The following is a 19222-nucleotide window of genomic DNA, read 5'->3' as shown; positions in this document are numbered from 1 at the left end:
TTGCAGAATAAAGGAGAAGAAAGTATGCTGAAAATAAGTAAAGCAAAAAAAGAAGCGATGGATAGATTATCTACAGAAAACGGTCTGATTGAAGCGCTGGCAATTGATCAGCGCGGTGCATTGAAGAAAATGATTGGAGCATTTGGTGAAGAGGCTACAGATGAACAGATTAGTGATTTTAAGAAGCTGGTTTCTGCGGAATTAACACCGTTTGCTTCATCAATTTTGCTGGATCCTGAATATGGTTTAACGGGTGCCAAAGCAAGGGCCACTGATGCCGGATTGCTGTTGGCTTATGAAAAAACCGGATACGATGCCTCTACACCGGGACGATTGCCGGACTTGCTGGAAGACTGGTCTGTACGTCGTTTAAAAGACCAGGGAGCCGATGCAATTAAGTTCCTATTATATTATGATGTGGATGAGTCAGCGGAAATTAACCATCTAAAGCATGTATTTACGGAACGCTTGGGCAGTGAGTGCTTTGGCGAAGACATTCCTTTCTATCTTGAACTGGTTTCCTATGATGCTGGAATTACTGATGCATCCTCTGAAGAATATGCGAAGGTAAAAGCACACAAGGTTATTGAAATGATGAAGGAATTTTCTAAGCCTCAATACAAGGTTGATGTGTTAAAGGTGGAAGTGCCGGTGAATATGAATTATGTGGAAGGATTTGCGGAGGACGGTACGAATATCGTTTATTCTCGTGAAGAAGCCTTAGGTTACTTCAAAGAACAAAGCGATGCAACGCACTTGCCGTTTATCTTTTTGAGCGCTGGCGTTTCTGCGGAATTATTCCAGGAAACCCTTGAATTTGCGAAAGAAGCCGGTTCTACGTTTAATGGTGTTCTATGTGGTAGAGCAACATGGAAAAATGGGGTACAGCCGTTTGTGGAAGCAGGAGAAGAAGCTGCCAGCAGCTGGCTGCTTTCTGAAGGTAGAGCAAACATTGAATCTTTAAATGAGGTAGTTAACCGTACCGCCTCCTCTTGGCACGATAAGGTAGAGGTAGGAGAATAATCCGCTATCGGATATGTAAAATAAAAAAATGAGCTGAGATGACTGGTGACGCCAATCACCTCAGCTTTTTTGTAAAGCAGCTTTTATGAAAGGAAGATCAAATAATGATTTTAACAATTACGATGAATCCATCTGTCGATATGTCCTACCCGTTGGCAAGCTTCAAACTGGATACAGTAAACCGGGTGGAAAAGGTATCAAAAACAGCTGGCGGCAAGGGATTAAATGTCTCACGGGTTCTTTCTCAGCTTGGGAAAGAGCTGTTGGCTACAGGCGTGTTAGGGGGATATTTAGGTGCTTATATAAAAGAAAAGCTGACTGAGGAGGGAATCAACCACAGCTTTACGATGATTCAAGAGGAATCACGGAACTCGATTGCTATCCTTCATGACCATGGGCAGCAAACAGAAATTTTAGAGAAAGGCCCAACAGTCTCCCGCGTAGAAGAGGAGCAGTTTTTAGCCCACTACACGGAGCTGCTTGAACATACTTCTTTAGTAACCATATCTGGTAGTCTGGCTGGCGGCTTATGTTCAGATTTTTATGAAGTGTTGATAGGTCTTGCTGCTGAAAAAGGAATTCCGGTTTTGCTGGATACGTCAGGGGCAACACTAAAACAAGCCGTATTTTCTGAGAATAAGCCGTTTTTGATTAAACCGAATGAAACAGAAATAGCTGAGCTACTTGAGGTTGACAGGGCAGGAAAAGAGACGCTTGCAGAGCAGCTGAGAAATCCTGTTTTTAAAGAAATTGATTGGGTGGTCGTATCACTGGGGGCTGAAGGAGCTGTAGCGAAGCATGGGGATATTCTTTATCAAGTGACGATTCCTAAAATAAATGTAGTGAATCCTGTAGGCTCCGGAGATGCTACACTGGCAGGATTAGCAGCGGCAATAGACGGGGGTTATTCTGATGAAGACATTCTAAAATGGGGCATGACAACGGGAATCTTGAATACACTTGAAGAAAAGACAGGCTGTATTAATCCGGAAAATGTAGAGATACATTTTAACAAGATAACCGTAACGAAAATCGAAGAATAAGAAAACAATCGTTCGTTAAAATTATCACAAATACGTAAAACGACCTTGCACATCATTTTTTCTTACCTTATAATTTTTACATAGATATGTGAGAAAATAAAAATCGAATGGAAAAGAAGGTAGAAAGTATGAGAATAGGGATTCCTAAAGAAATCAAAATTGGCGAAAACAGGGTTGCACTGCCAGCCTCTGGCGTACTTGATTTAATCAATGCGGGTCATGAAGTATTTGTGGAAACAAATGCTGGTGCAGGTGCTTCAATCAAGGATGAGGAGTATACAGCGGTAGGTGCAGTAATCGTAAAAACAGCCGAAGAAGCCTGGGAACAGGAAATGGTGCTTAAAGTAAAAGAACCGCTGGCTGAGGAATATCAATTTTTGAGAGAGGATTTAATCCTGTTTACGTACCTTCATTTAGCTGCGAATAAACCATTAGCAGAAGAATTGATGAAAAGAAAAATAAAAACAATTGCTTATGAAAGTGTTCAGTTGGCAGACGGCTCACTACCGTTATTGACGCCTATGAGTGAAGTTGCCGGCAGATTAGCAACTCAGATTGGTGCCCGCTGTTTAGAAAAAGTACCTGACGGGAAGGGTATTTTATTAGGTGGTGTTTCTGGCGTCCGCAAAGGTAAAGTAACGATTATCGGCGGCGGTATATCGGGAATGAATGCAGCGAAGGTCGCATTAGGCATGGGAGCAGATGTTACGATTTTAGATGTAAGTACAAAACGCCTGCAGGAGCTGGATAATCAGTTCAACGGTGGAATCAAAACACTGATGTCCAATCAGTTCAATATTCAGGAAGAGGTTAAAACTTCCGATTTAGTAATCGGAGCGGTTTTACTGCCGGGACATAAAGCCCCTGTACTGGTAACTGAAGATATGGTGAAATCAATGCCGGAGCATTCGGTTATTGTAGATATTGCAATTGATCAAGGCGGGATTTTTGAGACGATTGATCAGGTAACCACTCATGAAAATCCTACGTATGTGAAGCATGGTGTGATTCATTATGCGGTGGCAAATATGCCGGGAGCTGTGCCGCAGACCTCTGCATTTGCACTGGCGAACGCGACATTGCCGTATGTATTAGAGCTGGCGAATAAAGGCTTTGAAGGCAGCTTGAAGGAAAACGAAGCGTTGAAGATGGGGGTCAATACGATTGGCGGAGCGATGACTAATCCTGCAGTTGCAGCTGATTTGAACTTGCCGTATACAGCGGTTTCTACTTTTATTAATTAAAAATTTTTGTTTCTTTGTTTAGCTGCAAAAAAATTTCTGTAAGCTTGAACCGATATCTCTAAAGTTAGACCCAAAACCTAACTTTGGATCATCGGTTCATTTTTTTGGTTCACAGAAATTCGTTGGATTTTAGTCCAACGAGATGGTCGCCCATTCGTTTTTCAGCATTGAATAATAAAGCCGGTCTACATATTCACCATCTATGTAGAAATATTCTCGTAAAGCACCTTCATAAGTAAAGCCGCTTTTTTCAATTCCCCGTTTTGACGGCATGTTTGTGGATTTATGGCAAATTTGTACTTTGTTTAGCTGAACCGTTTCAAAGCCAAAGGCTAAAACTGCGTGTACAGCTTCTGTCATATAGCCCTTATTTTGAAAAGCTGATCCAATACAGTATTCCAGTTCGCCAAAATGATTGGCATCATCAATTAGGAAATAGGCTATTTGACCAATGCATTCATTTGTTTCTTTTAAGCAGACCGCCCACCGATAGTAGGTATTGCTTTGATAACTATCGATCCATTTTTTTAACAAGTCTGCAACCTCTGTAGTTGTATGATAGGTAGGTTCAGAATACATTTTTTGAATAGCTGGGTCGCTAATCCAATTCTTACGCATCGCATGGTTGTCAGCGCTTGTAAATGGCCGCAGTTTTAGACGGGGAGTCTCAATCGTTGTGGTTCCTACATGGATTAAATCCATAGCATGGTACTCCTTTCTGGTTGTTAATCATGCTCTAATTTTGATGAGCGATAAACGGAAAAGGGCTATGTCTTTTTCGAATCAAAACAACACCCAGCAGCAACTGTATAAAACCTATAATAAAGAAGATAAGATGTAAGGCTACAATTTCCCATAGCATGATGCATTGAATGACTATCCATAAGCAGAGAATGCAACCGATAGCTGCCTGATAATATGGAAATTCAGGTAATTTTTTTATTGAAAGAATACCAACTAGAATATTTCCGCCGCTAAGTACCAGCAGCAAAAACAGACCTGGGATCAAGAACGAGGTAAATGGGGAATTAACCAGCATGCTATTGTCGATGCCAACTGCTTCTCTGGCACCTGCATTTAGAGCGAGAAAGCTTCCGCTTGCTGCCCCAAGCCCCATAAGACAATTCAATCCAATAAGCACCCAATAAAACATAATTTTTCCTCCTCTGTTTGTTTAGAAAAAGTATAGCATGAGGAAGGAAGAAAAAAATGAGACTACAGCATGATTTATCAGAAAAAAGCGTGTTTCTAATGATAAAATGGAGAAATAAAACAAGTATAAAGACAGGAGCTGTGACTATGGAAAGACCGATACTTAGCAAGACAATGGATTCAGCAGTATTTTTAGATTTTTATTATTTGAAAGAAGAGCTGGCGGCATTCTGTAGAGAGGAAGGTTTGCAGACTACAGGGAACAAAGAAGCGCTGACAAAGCGAATCGCACACTATTTAGCAACTGGTGAAAAAATCAGAGTCAGTAGTTCTCCAAAACAGAAACCTGTTATACATGAAATTACGTTGGATAAAAAAATCGAGGAGAATTTTGTTTGTTCAGAAATTCATCGGGCTTTTTATAAGGAACAGATTGGAAAGGGCTTCACCTTCAATGTTCAATTTCAAAACTGGTTAAAGCAGCATGCAGGTAAAACATATGAGGAATCTATTCAAGCGTATAAGCAAATTATGGAAGATAAAAAGCAAAATACGACAAAAATAGAGAATCAATTTGAATACAATACTTATATTCGGGATTTTTTTGCAGATAATCAGGAGCGGACGCTGCAGGAGGCTATAAAATGCTGGAAAAATAAGAAGGCGAAAAGTGGTCATAATAAGTATGAAAAAAAGGATACGATGATTCTTAATAAAAATTAGTCTGACTAGAAAAGCAGCTTTAGGGACACCGGTGATCAGGTTTTATGAAATCAAGACAGACTAACGAGGCACTCCCCAAAAGCTGCACTTGAAAACAGCTTTTGAGGAGTACCTCGTAATACCACAGCTTCTTTTAGAATACGGTACGTAGTCAATCCATTGTTTAGTATTTTTCAATAAACTGCTTTGCCAGAAGGTAGTCTCCCTCATAAGGAACATCTTCCTTACCGACTTTTTGATATAGATCAGCACCTTTTCCAGCTAGTACAACAGCATCCTCTGGTGCACTGGCATTCAAAGCAGCTTTGATGGCGCTTGCCCGGTCGATAATGATTTGGACATCAACAGCAGGAAGAATATGCGCCGCAATCTGCTCAGCAATTACCTGAGGATCTTCAGAGGCTGGATCATCTGTTGTTAGAATAGCGATATCTGCCAGCTGAGACAAAACATCTCCAAAATCTTTTCTTCGTGAAATTGCCTTGTCTCCAGTGCTGCCAATCACGACAATGATTTTTCCATTTGAATGCTCTTCTTTTACAAAGCTGAGCAGGTTTTTCAAACTATCATAATTATGGGCGTAATCCACATAAACCTGGGCACCATTCACGTGTGTTAGCTGCTCCATACGGCCTGGTACAGTAGCGGCAGCAATTCCTTGCCGGCAATCTTCTTTGGAAGCACCTGCCAGACGACTGGCGATTGCTGCACTAAGCGCATTTCCTATATTGAAATCTCCACCTAAACGCAGCTGATAGTTTCCAGAGAGGTTAAGGGAATCATTGGCAGCTTGTACAGAGAACGCTAATGAATGCTGAGCATCTTTTGTATAAACATAGTCTGTATCAGCGGCTTTTCCACTGCCATACGTAATCATGGGTGTTTCTGCCATTTCCGCTGTTTCCTTCAATAGTTGGAAATAGTCTGCATCCCGATTGATAATAATTCTTTTAGAATGATGGATCAGCTGTCTCTTACAGTAGAAATAGTCATCAAACGTCGGATGCTCAATTGGACTGATATGATCAGGTGAAATATTCAGGAAAAGTCCGATATCAAAGTTTAGACCATAGACCCGATGTGTTTTATAGGCCTGAGAAGAAACCTCCATGACGAAATGAGACATCCCATTTGCAGCAGCTTCCGCCATCATTCGGTAAAGGTCTAATGATTCAGGTGTCGTTAAATGAGACTTAAAAAAAGTAACACCGTCTAAAGTAGAGTTCATTGTCGATAGCATGGCGGTTTTATGGCTTGTTGACAAATCTAAAATGAATTTTGTAAAATAGGCCGCTGTAGTTTTGCCCTTTGTACCAGTAAATCCAATTAAGGTCATTTTCTTTTGTGGATAGTCATAAAACAGCATACTCAGTACAGCCATAGCTTTTTTTATATCAGTAACAATAAAGCCCAGCTTTGCGGGTACATCGTAAGGTGTTTCGGATACATAAAACTGCAGACCTTCAGTGACGGCAGCTTTTAAATATTCTTCTTTGAAGTTTAATCCTTTACAGAAAAAAAGCGTTTCAGCAGAAACCTTTCTGGAATCATAGGAAAGTGTATCAACTACTGTGTCAGAAAAGGATTCTGATATGGTAAGCGACCAGGTAGTCATTGTCGTCAGCTCTTTTAAAAGCCCTTCGTCCAATAAGCATTGGCGTATGTTGGTTAACGAGATACTCATATTTATAAGCCTCCAAGTTAGTGGGCGTCGCAAAGCTTCACCCCCTTTTTATCATTTCATTCATTATCATACAGTTTCAAGTCAAAAACATCAAGACAACGGCAATCCAGCACTACTAAGGCTGGACTGTTCTAGTTATCAGGAATAGAAAAAATTAAAGAGGGGCTGTGACATTAGTATGCCTCAGTCCCTTAAACCTAGATAAACGGTGTTTTAGAAGTAACTTCTTCGACAATAAGAAGAAAATTCGCAAAAATTTGTGGAACACCAGGTAGGTGCTTGAAGCTGAACCCTTCTGGCACAACCGCCCTCTTTAAATCAAAAAATGTTTCGATAGTCTTCTATATTTTGAGCATCACGGCGGAGTCATACTAAAGGATAAATCCCCAGTAGCTGCCCCTTGGAAACTAAATTGAGCAACGTGAACGGATAGTCATCAATACCGGCTAACTATCTGAGCTGCAGCTTGTCTTACCTGCTCTTCTTCGTAAACGAATGAACTAGTTTACTTGTTCAACAGAAACCGCTGCACCATCGTCAAAATGAATCGTCCAGCTCTGCCCGTTGTCTGTTGTCCAAAATGCAGTAACAGCTGTTACACCGTTGACAAGAGCATCTGTCAACGAGTCCGGCGTGCCAAGATCTTTGACAGCCTGTTCATAAGTGTAGCTTCCGTCAGTAGCAATCCCTTCAAATTTGCTCCCGGCAGGTTTTTCCTTCGTTTCCGATACTAGATTTGAAACATTTTTACCAGTAGCAAAATTATCTTTAAAGTTCACACTGATAGTTGTTTTCCCATTGAATTTATTCCAGATAGCCATTTTTGTTTGCGCCCCGCTCAGTTCAGAGTCTACATTTGAGCTAGGATCGCCCAACAAGCCGACAACGTCATCAAAGCTTGAGCCTTTCACATCTTCTACTAAAGGATCTCCTAGCTGGATTTTGGCATATTTCGCTAGGATATCTGTGGTTGGTTCAGCTGGAGTGCTTGTTTTTGTTGTTTCTTCTGTTGTTTCTGCCGAAGAATCTTTACTGGCTGTATTTCCAAAAGGCAATTCTATCGGGATGAATTTCACAGCTGCGAAGCCGCCGCCTCCAAGTAATAAAAGCAGAAGAAACCAGAACCACCATTTTTTTGTTACTGGTTTTTTCTGCATTGCTCTTCTATCTTCTTTTCTTCCCATCATCATGCCTCTTTTCTAGTCTTTATTATTTAATTCAGCATTTCAATCATACAAATCTTTATTTAGAAATACAAGCTGTTTTTCTAAATATTTGAGAGAAAGAGAACAAAATTTTTATTTGGATTGGGTGGTTGTCTAAGCTAGATAAATCAAGCTGGATTTTTTGCTGAAAAAGAGAAGATAAAAGGAGACTAAACAGGAATTTTGAAAAATAAAAAACTGCTGTCAGGATATTTCCAACAGCAGCACAGAATTATTTTTTTAAACGGATAACATTGATACGCTGTGAGCTATGAAAGACTCTGAATAAGGGAATGCCATTTTCCTGCTCGGAACAAGAGAGGGAAAGATAAGCAAGACAAAAGGATACCTTGTTTAAAGGTCGATATCAATTATATCACTTTCACCGAAAGTTAGAATATTGTCTTTTGTAAGTGGATAAAGAAAGAGGGCGCCCCTAAATCTATTGTTTGGCAAGACATCGATTATTGTAACCCAGGTTTTCTCTGTAGCATTTACCTGAATTAAAATAACTGCTCCTATTCTTAATGGGTCCATAGCTGAACGCCTCCATAGCTAAAGATTGCTCTTTTCAAATATTATACTGCTATAACAAACAGAAATAAATATTTATTTAATAAAAAACAAAAACTATATTTTTGATAATAGTCTTATGAACGCTAGTTGTATTAGAAAATTTCATTAATATAGAGGGGATTCAGTTTAAATGAAAGGATGTGTTTAAGCTTAAATATAAATAATCAACTAGCTATGAGTAGTTTTATTAAAAAAAACAAGAAACTATCAAAAAAAGCGGATAGTCTTCTTGATTGAATTTGAGATGGAAAAGTTGTTCTTGCAGCTGCTCGTCCTATGTAGAGGGGACTATACCAGTACAGTATAGTCATTTGTTTCAGTTGCGGATTTAGATATACTAAAAGTTTAAGGATAGATGATTGTCTCGTATTTGGATGGTATTTCCAAGCTAGGGATTAAGCAGAAATGTTCTCACCTTATTATCTCCATCAAGTCGATAAAGCGTTGCTTATTTTTTTGTTGCTGTTTTAAATGGCTTCAATGCAGAAATGATAACGTAAAAAAGCAGCAGATTAAAAAGGATTACCAGCAAATCACTTAGCTGAATAAGAGAAAATAGTCTAGGCAACAGGTGGATACCTCCCTGAGCCAATAAGATTCCGGCGACTATTGCTAAAGACGAGGGCTTCATAATGTACACACCAGCCTTTCTAAAATTTTTGAATGTATATCGATTATACAGAGAAAAAAGCAGGGAAAACGTCTTTGGAATATATCTTTTCGCCAATGTAGGGGCAGCCTGTCTGTTGTGCTTTTTACTATTTTTGAGGAAACTATAGTTTCTTTAGGAAAGGTATTTAAAATGAAATTGAATCAACTTAATTTGCGGCAGCTGCTGTACCTCTAAAATTCTCGTTGAGAAACGTTAAAATAGTTGTAATAATGAAGGACACAGCTTGACGTTTTTAGTGAAAACAGGTTGACTAGTATTGGGTAGTAAATATGGATTCAACAGATAAAAGATTTGTATTTTTTGTTTGTTTAAATAACTGGAAGCTGCGCAAAATGACGCAGTTGTCACTTTCTCGGGGGAGAATTCTAAGACATCCAAGAATTATTCTATAAATTCATTGCATATCCTTGATTTTACAATTAAAATAAAGGGAGTATGTCTAAGAAAGTTGGAGGAGTAAATGATTAATCAACCAGGGTCTGTAGAACAGCCGGTTTTAACCAATCAGGAGAAGATGGTTAAGGGATCGGCCTGGATGACAGCAAGCAATATCATTTCCCGCTTATTAGGAGCGGTTTATATCATACCATGGTACGCCTGGATGGGAGAGCATGGGGATGAGGCCAACAGCCTGTTTTCCATGGGCTATACGGTCTATTCTCTGTTCCTGCTGATTTCCACTGCTGGAATTCCGGCGGCAATAGCGAAGCAGACAGCCCATTACAATTCCATGAATGAATACAAAATCAGCCGGCAGCTTTTTTACAAAGCACTGCAGATGATGGCTGTTTTAGGCGCTGTTTTTGCACTAGTGATGTATCTTGCCTCTCCATTTTTAGCAAAATGGTCTGGCGGCGGGGAAGAACTGATACCGACAATGCGTTCGCTTAGTCTGGCAGTACTTGTATTTCCTTCCATGAGTGTCATCAGAGGCTATTTCCAAGGAAATCAGGACATGATGCCTTTTGCATTGTCACAAATTGTAGAGCAAATTGCCCGGGTCTTCTACATGCTGCTAACAGCCTTTATCATTATGAAGGTGTTGGACGGCAATTATGTGGATGCAGTAACACAATCTACTTTTGCCGCATTTATCGGAATGATTGTCAGCTTCTTAGTTCTGTATTTTTATATGCATAAGCAAAAGCCGATGTTCGACTATCTGGAAGAGCATAGTGCCAATAAGCACAAAGTATCACCACAGGATCTTTTAATTGAGACGTTTAAAGAGGCAATTCCGTTTATTATTGTTGGATCAGGAGTCACGGTTTTCAAGTTGGTTGACCAGTTCACCTTCTCAAACTTTATGCGCTCCTTTACAACCTATTCTGATACGCAGCTGAGAGAGCTTTTCGGTATTTTTAATGCCAATCCTGACAAGCTTACGATGGTCGTGATTGCGCTGGCCACATCTATCGCGTCAACTGGTTTACCTTTAATTACCGAAGCAGTAACTTTGAAAAACTATCGGGGGTTATCTAAGCTAATCAGCAATAATCTCCAGCTGTTTACATTTGTTATGCTGCCGTCTACTTTTGGTATGATTGTCTTGGCACGCCCTCTTTATACGTTGTTTTACCGAACAGATAATCTGGGAACAAATGTGTTGGTACAAGCCTGTTACGCCGGGCTGTTTTTAGGCTTATATATGCTGGTTTCAAATATGCTGATGGGAATGTATGGAAATCGGGCAGCAATTAAATTCTTTGGTATTGGCTTTGTCGTGAAGCTGTTGGTTCAATATCCTTGTATTCGTCTATTTGAGGTTTATGGCCCACTAATTGCGACAATGATTGGTTTCAGCGTATCAATTTTCCTGATTGTTCGAAAAATCAAAGAGATGTCCCGATTTAATTTAGGCTTAGTTATGCGTCGCAGCTTGCTGATCTTTATTATTAGCTTGATTATGGTGGCGGCAGCCTTTCTTACAAGACAGGTTCTCTACTTATTTTTAAGTCCGGATCGTAAGGTTCAGGCCTTTGTTATTGTCTTGCTGGTAGCAGCGGTAGGGGTTGCTGTATATGGCTACCTAACCTTGAAAATACGGCTGGCAGATCGCCTGCTTGGAAAAAATGTGAATGGTTTGCGCAGCAAAGTTAAAATAAAATAAAAAGTCATGTTGGTTCGAGAGTAATTTCCCGGACCAACATTTTTTTAAGAAAATGCAGGGCGGTTTGTATGAAGCAGGAGGTAAAGAAGATATGATGCGTTTGGATAAATTTTTATCAGATACAGGCTGCGGCAGCCGAAAAGATGTAAAAAAACTGTTAAAACAAGGAGCGATTACAGTTGATGGGAAAATGGTGAAGGACGGTAAGCTAAAGGTCGATGAGCTTATGGATAAGGTAGCATACAACGGTGAAGAGCTGCACTATCAGAAATACTATTACTACATGCTGAACAAGCCGCAAGGGGTTATTTCAGCCACAGAAGATAAATATGATGAAACGGTCGTTGACCTGTTGTCCGATGCAGATTTCAGGGAAGATATTTTTCCCGTTGGACGTCTGGACAAGGATACAGAAGGACTATTGGTTTTGACCAACGATGGCCAGCTGGCACATCGTTTGCTATCGCCAAAAAAACATGTGGATAAAGAGTATTTTGCCCGTATTTCCGGAATCGTCACTGAAGCGGATGTAAAACAGTTTGCAGAAGGTTTTCAGTTGAAAAACGGCGAGGCAGTGAAGCCTAGTCAGCTGTTTATCGATCAGCTGGATGAAAAATTAGGGGAAACAGAGATTCGCCTAGTCATTCAGGAAGGGAAATTTCATCAGGTGAAGCGCATGTTTGAAGCAGTGGATAAAAAAGTGGTGTATTTAAAACGTCTCAGAATGGGACGGCTGATATTAGATGATAGCCTTGATTTAGGGAATTACCGACCGCTGACAAATAAAGAATATCAGCTTTTAGACCCGGATTTCGAGGGAAAATAGCAGTATTTTAGCTAATAGCTGGGCTGTGATAAAATACCGAATTTCAAAAGCATCAACTCTTAGTACAATCTTTTTTAACAGCTGATATTTTCGAGATGGGATCAGTGCTACAGCATTTGGCTGCCGTTTATTAGATTTTGAAATGTGACAGTGTGCCTTGTATCTTGGCTGCACTGTCACATTTTTTATTTCTCTGAAGTTTGTTCATATCGCTTCATATAGGAAGACAGGTGTGTGGAGATGCTTGTTGGCAGGACGACATAGCTGTCTTTTCCCAACTCTTCTCCAATCAGGCTATGGAGATAAACGGCCGCGCAAAGAGCGTGCTCTTTGGCATCAAACTGAGCAATAAAGCTGGCAATAATTCCAGCTAAAGTATCTCCCATACCGCCTGTAGCCATTGCTGGTGTTCCGATTGTATTTAAGTATGAATTATGAGACGTGTAAATTCGAGTGCGATGACTTTTAACTACGATTGAGGCTTGCAGCTTCTGCTGGGTGAGCTGATTATTTTCATCAGTTTGTTTAGCAAGGGGAAGACCGCTGATTCTTTCCCACTCCTTTTGATGAGGTGTAAGGATAATCTGCTCCGGATGATTCAAAGAAACTGCCATATCGGCAAGCAGCGTAATAGCAGAACCATCGATAATTACCCACTGATTTTCCAGCTGATTTCGCAAGACAAACCGCAACAGCTTTCGACTATGATTCTCTAAGCCTAGACCAGGACCGATTAATACAACATCGGCTGTATCTAAAGCTGTCTTAACTAATTCAAGATCGTACCAGTTGATAACCATGGCTTCCGGCAAACGGGCGTGCAGGGGTGCATGGTTTTTTTCCTCAGTAATGACCGTAGTCAGACCTGCACCAGAGGCAACTGCGGCCTGTGCGCTCATGATGATGGCTCCGCCGTATTGGCTGTTTCCTCCGATTAAAACAACCCGTCCGTAGGTTCCTTTATGGCTGTCTTCTGGTCTTTGCCGGATGACTTGGGGCAAAATTTCTCTGGATAGCTGTTTCACAAGCTCCCTCCTTTTCTTTTACAAGTTTATTATAGCGAAAGAAACAGTATTAGAAAAAAATAAAATGCGGCGGCACCTTTTTATTTTTATGAAGGATAATGGTATGATGGGAAGGTAGAATATTATATTAGGAGTGACTGAGGATGACAATCAATTGGCAAAAAGAAGTGGAAGAACGCAAAGAAGCGCTTCTTGAAGACTTACAGAACTTATTGCGTATTAACAGTGAGAGAGACGACAATCAAGTGACGAAGGATGCTCCTTTTGGTCCCGGACCTAAAGCGGCTCTGGAACACATGCTGGACTATGGTGTACGGGACGGCTTCACTGTTAAAAACGTCGATAATTATGCTGGACATATTGAGTATGGTGAAGGAGACGAAACTTTAGGTATCTTTGGACACATGGACGTTGTGCCTGCTGGAGATGGCTGGGATACAGATCCTTACGAACCAGTGATTAAGGATGGTAAAATCTTTGCCCGTGGATCAAGTGATGACAAAGGACCAAGTATGGCAGCATACTATGGTTTGAAAATTATTAAAGAGCTTGGGCTGCCGTTGTCTAAGAAAATTCGTTTTGTTGTAGGAAGCGATGAGGAAAGCGGCTGGGGAGATATGGATTACTATTTCCAGCATGAAGAAGCACCTGATTTTGGTTTTTCTCCAGATGCTGAATTTCCAATTATCAATGGCGAAAAAGGTAATGCAACCTTGTATGCGCATTTCAATGGTTCCAATACTGGAAAAACGAAACTGGTCAGCTTCCATTCTGGTTTACGGATAAACATGGTTCCAGGAACAGCTGAAGCGGCAATTTTAACTGAAACAGCTGAAGAGTTGATTGCTATGAAAGAAGCATTTGAAGCGTTTGTTGACAAACAGCCGATTAGCGGTTCATTTACAGCAGCTGGAAATACAGCTGGGCTTACAATTGTTGGTAAAGGTGCTCATGGGGCAAGTCCTCAGTCTGGAATTAATGCGGCAACCTTTTTAGCTGTATTTTTAAATGACTATGATTTTGCAGGTGATGGAAAAACATTCCTTAATACAGCAGCACACATCCATGAAGATTTTTATGGAGAAAAATTAGGAGTAGCCTATGAGGATGAGAAGATGGGCCGTCTGACAATGAACGCTGGCTTGTTTGTTTTTGAAGAAGAAAGCACGGAAGGCAACAAGATTAGCTTGAACTTCCGCTATCCTAAAGGGACAACTGTGGAAGAGTTGAAATCCGGTGTGCAGCAATCAATTGGAGTTGACGGTGTTGAAATCGTTCAGGATGACCGTAATCAAGAGCCTCATTATGTTCCTGTGGACGATCCGTTGGTAGAAACGCTGTTGAAGGTTTATGAAGATCATACAGGAGAAAAAGGCTCAGAAAAGATTATTGGCGGCGGAACATATGGCCGTTTACTGAAGCGCGGGGTAGCCTATGGCGCGATGTTCCCTGGCTACACTGATACTATGCATCAGGCAAATGAATTTATGGAACTGGACGATTTGTTCCGGGCAGCAGCAATTTATGCCGATGCAATGTATCGTCTGGCAAAATAGCGTACGGAAAAGGGCATGTTATTTAAGCAAAGCAGTCCAATTATGAACACAATTTTTGAGAAGTGTAACTAGAATAAAAAATATACGAAAGAGCCGACAGAGCTAATCCATTATTATCTAAAAAGGTCCCAGCGAATTGCAACATGTTCGCTGAGACCTTTTTGATTGAGTATAAATTTTCAATACCTATTTTTAGATAAGAACAACCTTTTCCATCGGAGCACCAGGCTGATGGTGGCCTTCAAGCTGATAATCTCCAGCAAAACGGGCGACTTTGTCCATGTTGGTTACGACAACAATAATTGAGGTATCCTTCGCTTTCTTATTCAGGATATCTAAATCCATATAGGCAATTTTTGTGTTGGCAGCTACATGCTGTCCTTCTGTGACGAAAAGCTGAAAGCCATTGCCGTTTAGGCTGACTGTGTCAATTCCCATATGAATCAGAACGTCAAGACCATTATCTGTGGTAATACCTATGGCGTGTTTAGTTGGGAAGATGGACGTTACTTTTCCAGTAACTGGTGAGAAAACTTCCCCTGAAAGAGACTTCATGGCATAGCCGTCGCCGACCATTTTACTTGAAAAAACAGAATCATTAACATCTTCTAAAGGAATGTACTGACCATCTGTAACAGCAGTCAACTCAATTTCATTAGTGAAGCTGCCGTTGTCAGCAGCTTCTTTCGGTACTAGGAAGTAAGCGATGGCAAAAGAAGTGCCCAAAGCAATCACAATCCCTAATACAGCAAAAATGAAATATTCTCCAATATATGCCGGCAGGCTGAAAATACTGGATAAAATGTAGCCGTAAATTCGAACGCCAAAGAAGCTGATAAATGCTGAAGCAACGGAACTGCCGATAGTTGCTGCAAAAAACGCTTTTTTATACTTGGTTAAAACACCAAACAAGGCCGGCTCTGTAATTCCTAATAAACCAGATACTGCAGAAGAAATAATAATTGATTTTTCTTCTTTGGATTTTACTTTAGTATACATTGCCGCAGCAGCTCCTGTGATTGCCATATTTGCCATAAACATCATGGGCATCAGCATATCGTAGCCTTGATTCGCAAAATTCTGTAAGGCGATAGGCGTCATTGCATGGTGAAGACCTGTTAAAATGGCAATTGGGCGAATTGCACCTACAATGATTCCGGCAAGAACTGGCGAAATGGAGAATAACCAGCTGACGCCGTCAGCTAAAAGATTGCCTAAATGAATGCCGGCTGGTCCAATAACAACGAGTGCCAGCAATCCGGAAACAAAAAGAGAGAGTGTAGGAGTAAAAACTGTCCGAAGGACTTCCGGCAATATTTTATCCACCCAACGATAGATATAACTTAGACATAAGATCGAAAAAATAATGGGGATTACAGTTCCAGCGTAATTGAAAACAGGTACAGGCAAAAAACCAAAAACAAGGAATTGGGAGACATCTCCCTGCGTCAATGCTTCAGTCATCGTTGGAAATTGAAGCGTCGCAGCAATGGCAATAGCCAAGTATTGATTTGTTCTAAAAATCTTAGCAGCTGAAGCAGCTACAAAAAAAGGTAGAAAGGTGAAAACACCACTGGCTAACATGTTGATGACGATGTAAGTAGGTGATTCTGCTGAAATTAGATTAAGTGCAGCTAAACCAGCAATCAGCCCTTTAATCATACCTGCACCAGCGATAGCTGGAACAATTGGTCCGAAAACACCGGAGACTGTATCCATAAACAGAGATACTAGTCCCTTTTTTTCACCATTAGCTGTTTCTTGCCGCTCGCTATCTAAGCCCAGTATTTTGGCTAGAGTCTGATAGTAGTCAGCAACAGCTGTGCCAATCACAATTTGAAGCTGATCGCTTTGATATTTTGTACCAACCACACCAGAAATTTTTTCCAGAGCGGCATAATCAATTTTTTCTTTGTCTTTCAGATTGAAGCGGAGGCGAGTCATACAGTGCCAAGCATTGTTGATGTTTTCTTTTCCGCCGACCCCTTGAATTATTTGAGTAATGGCTTGTTCATATTTCATCTAATCATCCTTTTTACTAGATTTCTTTCGGCCGATTGATTCCGTTTACAAATTTGATGATAGCATGGAATTTAATTTTTGAAAACCAGTCCTAAAAAACAGTTCATTGTATAAAAATGCTTATTTAAAGGCGTTTATGGTTGGTTTTATTGTGAATTGGACTGTTTTTATGTTGTTTTCAGGACATTATTCAGTCCAAATTGACAAAGGCTGTTTCTGCGTGGTTCAATAGCTTCTGTAAGACAAACACGATGACAAGGATGATGATAAATGACACCAACAATTATTACGGATGTAAAAAGCTTTGCAATTAAACCAGACCGGCATAATCTTGTTGTTGTAAAACTTGAGACCAATAAAGATATCCACGGATTAGGCTGTGCAACCTTCCAGTTTCGTCCGCTGGCTGTGAAAACAATGATTGATGAGTATTTGAAGCCCCTGTTGATTGGACGAGATGCCAATGAGATTGAAGACCTGTGGCAGGTGATGCATGTTAACGCATATTGGCGCAATGGACCGGTTATCAATAATGCAATTTCCGGAGTTGACATGGCTTTGTGGGATATTAAAGGAAAGCTGGCAGAAATGCCTCTATACCAGCTGCTGGGTGGAAAGGCACGGACAGCAATTCCAGCATATACACATGCTGTTGCAGAGGATTTGCCGGCGCTTTTTGAAGAGATTAATCGTATACGTCAGGAGGGGTATCAATATATCCGCTGCCAGCTGGGCTTTTATGGTGGCAGCCCGACTAGGTTGAACACGCCGGACAGTCCGCTGTCAGGCTCCTACTTTGATCAGCAGCAGTATATGGATACTACTTTGAAAATGTTCCAGGCAGTCAGAGAGACTTATGGAAACAGCTTTCAGATGCTTCATGATGTTCATGAACGTCTTCACCCAAATCAGGCATTGCAGTTTGCTAAGGCAGCTGAAGAATATCAATTATTCTTTCTGGAGGACATTCTTCCGCCTACTCAAAATGAATGGCTGTCCCAGCTGCGCAGTCAGTCGACCACTCCGATTGCATCAGGCGAGCTCTTTAATAATCCGATGGAGTGGAAGCAGCTGATTATCAACCGCCAAATTGATTTTATGCGAGTCCATGTATCCCAGATAGGCGGTATCACCCCGGCAATAAAACTAGCTCATTTTTGTGAAGCGATGGGTGTTCGGATGGCTTGGCATACACCGTCAGATATTACTCCGGTAGGGTTGGCGGTTAATACGCACTTGAACATCCATCTTCATAATGCTGCAATACAGGAAAATATTCCGGTTCCTGAAAACACGCTGCGTTTGTTTGATAAGACACCTGCAGCTAAGAAAGGCTATTTCTACCCAATCGAAGAAGCAGGTATTGGTGTTTCTTTTGATGAGGCAGCAGCGCTGGATTATCCTGCGGAGTATCGTCCCCATGAATGGACACAGAGCCGCACGCCGGATGGAACGATTGTGACGCCGTAAATAAAATGAAGAGACAGCTGAGTCATTACCGGGCTCAGCTGTTTCTTGCTTCATGAATTTCTCTGTCAAAGGGTCGGATATAAGTACAGGTGTAATCAATGGCAGTAATCTCGCTATATTCGAAGACACGCCCGTCCTCCAACAGACAGCGGTTTTGAATCAGCATAGCCGGCGTTCCTTTTTTACATAGTAAAAGCTCAGACTGATTTCGTGAAATAGTTGTCGGTGTATAGCTGGTGATGTAGTGAGAGATGCGAAAACCTTTCTTTTCCACATATTCCTGAATGGAATGCTCTACATGTTTTCTTGAAAGGTCAGGAAATAAAGCTGCCGGCATTTTTGACAGCTCAATTTGTTCAAAAGAATAGTCGACAATACGAGCCCTTTCGAACACCCAGATTTCTTGTGTTTCCTCTAATTGAAATATTTGTTCTTCTTCTGATGTAGATAATCGCTTTTCAAGAGAAAGCAGCTTGGAGCTAATGCGGTCATAAGGTGTTCTAGTTAATGAATTAAAAATTAACGGATTTTTCTTCAAGCGTTCCTGAATATAAATTCCTGAACCTTGCACAGTATAAACTACGCCAATTTCCTGCAGATTTTTAATAGCCTCCTGAATAGTAAAACGGGAAACCTGATAAGTAGCTGCAAGCGTCCGCTGATTCGGTAGTTTACCACTCTCGAAATGATCTTGATAAATTTTGCTCAATAAATCCTGTACGATAAATTCCTTCTTTTTCATCAGTTCATCCTTTGTTGTTTTTTAATATCTCAAATACAGCTCTGTATTTGAGATAGCTTAGGTTTCTCTAGTCTCAGTTCATTTTCTTCTAATGCTTCTGATGGTATCATCATTTATTCGATGTAGCAATTAGAAATATGGTATTCAA

General features: G+C 40.7%; 17 protein-coding genes. 8 read left to right on the top strand and 9 right to left on the bottom strand.

Annotated features, from left to right (window positions below):
- The first annotated feature begins 24 nt into the window (after window positions 1-24).
- From lacD to ald, 3 genes are all read left to right on the top strand, one after another.
- Window positions 25-1023 (top strand): tagatose-bisphosphate aldolase, encoded by a 999-nt coding sequence (gene lacD, locus ACYSNQ_RS14380; RefSeq protein WP_426084272.1) that lies wholly within the window; start codon window positions 25-27, stop codon window positions 1021-1023.
- Window positions 1024-1127: 104 nt separating this feature from the next.
- Window positions 1128-2066, top strand: a complete 939-nt coding sequence (locus ACYSNQ_RS14375) for a hexose kinase (RefSeq protein WP_426084271.1) — start codon at window positions 1128-1130, stop codon at window positions 2064-2066.
- A 128-nt stretch (window positions 2067-2194) separates the two neighbouring features.
- Window positions 2195-3310 (top strand): alanine dehydrogenase, encoded by a 1116-nt coding sequence (gene ald, locus ACYSNQ_RS14370; RefSeq protein ID WP_426084270.1) that lies wholly within the window; start codon window positions 2195-2197, stop codon window positions 3308-3310.
- A 129-nt stretch (window positions 3311-3439) separates the two neighbouring features.
- On the opposite strand, the gene ACYSNQ_RS14365 is transcribed toward ald, so the two are convergent.
- Together ACYSNQ_RS14365 and ACYSNQ_RS14360 are read right to left on the bottom strand one after the other, a co-directional pair.
- Window positions 3440-4012, bottom strand: a complete 573-nt coding sequence (locus ACYSNQ_RS14365) for a GNAT family N-acetyltransferase (RefSeq protein ID WP_426084269.1) — start codon at window positions 4010-4012, stop codon at window positions 3440-3442.
- Between the two features lie 34 nt (window positions 4013-4046).
- Window positions 4047-4463 (bottom strand): hypothetical protein, encoded by a 417-nt coding sequence (locus ACYSNQ_RS14360; RefSeq protein ID WP_426084268.1) that lies wholly within the window; start codon window positions 4461-4463, stop codon window positions 4047-4049.
- A gap of 146 nt (window positions 4464-4609) precedes the next feature.
- Between ACYSNQ_RS14360 and ACYSNQ_RS14355 the strand changes: the two genes are divergently transcribed.
- On the top strand, window positions 4610-5185 hold the full coding sequence (locus ACYSNQ_RS14355; protein WP_426084267.1) for a DUF6434 domain-containing protein: 576 nt from the start codon (window positions 4610-4612) through the stop codon (window positions 5183-5185).
- A gap of 163 nt (window positions 5186-5348) precedes the next feature.
- Here ACYSNQ_RS14355 and ACYSNQ_RS14350 read toward each other — a convergent pair whose 3' ends face one another.
- The 4 genes from ACYSNQ_RS14350 to ACYSNQ_RS14335 all read right to left on the bottom strand — a co-directional run bounded on the left by ACYSNQ_RS14350 (window position 5349) and on the right by ACYSNQ_RS14335 (window position 9281).
- The gene (locus tag ACYSNQ_RS14350; protein WP_426084266.1) at window positions 5349-6869 is read right to left on the bottom strand and encodes a UDP-N-acetylmuramoyl-L-alanyl-D-glutamate--L-lysine ligase; all 1521 of its coding nucleotides are present in this window, start codon (window positions 6867-6869) and stop codon (window positions 5349-5351) included.
- Between the two features lie 500 nt (window positions 6870-7369).
- Entirely contained in the window at window positions 7370-8053 is a 684-nt protein-coding gene (locus ACYSNQ_RS14345; RefSeq protein ID WP_426084265.1) for a DUF3862 domain-containing protein, read from the bottom strand.
- Between the two features lie 375 nt (window positions 8054-8428).
- Window positions 8429-8611, bottom strand: a complete 183-nt coding sequence (locus ACYSNQ_RS14340) for a hypothetical protein (protein ID WP_426084264.1) — start codon at window positions 8609-8611, stop codon at window positions 8429-8431.
- A gap of 487 nt (window positions 8612-9098) precedes the next feature.
- A complete protein-coding gene (locus ACYSNQ_RS14335) occupies window positions 9099-9281 on the bottom strand; it encodes a hypothetical protein (protein WP_426084263.1) in 183 nt (60 codons plus the stop codon).
- 502 nt (window positions 9282-9783) lie between these two features.
- Between ACYSNQ_RS14335 and ACYSNQ_RS14330 the strand changes: the two genes are divergently transcribed.
- Together ACYSNQ_RS14330 and ACYSNQ_RS14325 are read left to right on the top strand one after the other, a co-directional pair.
- Window positions 9784-11433, top strand: coding sequence for a putative polysaccharide biosynthesis protein (locus ACYSNQ_RS14330; RefSeq protein ID WP_426084262.1), 1650 nt, complete (start codon window positions 9784-9786; stop codon window positions 11431-11433).
- 94 nt (window positions 11434-11527) lie between these two features.
- Window positions 11528-12259: a pseudouridine synthase gene (locus ACYSNQ_RS14325; RefSeq protein WP_426084313.1), complete on the top strand. Its 732-nt coding sequence runs from the start codon at window positions 11528-11530 to the stop codon at window positions 12257-12259.
- Between the two features lie 185 nt (window positions 12260-12444).
- Here the strand turns inward: ACYSNQ_RS14325 and ACYSNQ_RS14320 are convergent, their stop codons facing one another.
- Window positions 12445-13284: an NAD(P)H-hydrate dehydratase gene (locus tag ACYSNQ_RS14320; RefSeq protein WP_426084261.1), complete on the bottom strand. Its 840-nt coding sequence runs from the start codon at window positions 13282-13284 to the stop codon at window positions 12445-12447.
- Window positions 13285-13427: 143 nt separating this feature from the next.
- Between ACYSNQ_RS14320 and pepV the strand changes: the two genes are divergently transcribed.
- Window positions 13428-14840 (top strand): dipeptidase PepV, encoded by a 1413-nt coding sequence (gene pepV / locus ACYSNQ_RS14315; RefSeq protein WP_426084260.1) that lies wholly within the window; start codon window positions 13428-13430, stop codon window positions 14838-14840.
- Window positions 14841-15032: 192 nt separating this feature from the next.
- Here the strand turns inward: pepV and ACYSNQ_RS14310 are convergent, their stop codons facing one another.
- Window positions 15033-16862 (bottom strand): glucose PTS transporter subunit IIA, encoded by a 1830-nt coding sequence (locus ACYSNQ_RS14310; protein WP_426084259.1) that lies wholly within the window; start codon window positions 16860-16862, stop codon window positions 15033-15035.
- Window positions 16863-17132: 270 nt separating this feature from the next.
- Between ACYSNQ_RS14310 and ACYSNQ_RS14305 the strand changes: the two genes are divergently transcribed.
- The gene (locus tag ACYSNQ_RS14305) at window positions 17133-18332 is read left to right on the top strand and encodes an enolase C-terminal domain-like protein (RefSeq protein WP_426084258.1); all 1200 of its coding nucleotides are present in this window, start codon (window positions 17133-17135) and stop codon (window positions 18330-18332) included.
- 34 nt (window positions 18333-18366) lie between these two features.
- On the opposite strand, the gene ACYSNQ_RS14300 is transcribed toward ACYSNQ_RS14305, so the two are convergent.
- Complete coding sequence (locus ACYSNQ_RS14300) at window positions 18367-19074, bottom strand: GntR family transcriptional regulator (RefSeq protein WP_426084257.1); 708 nt, start codon at window positions 19072-19074, stop codon at window positions 18367-18369.
- Between the last annotated feature and the right edge of the window lie 148 nt (window positions 19075-19222).

Source organism: Enterococcus sp. LJL51, assembly GCF_054871795.1.
Note: the sequence above shows the minus strand (reverse complement) of the source record. Positions and strands in the feature narration are given on the sequence as shown.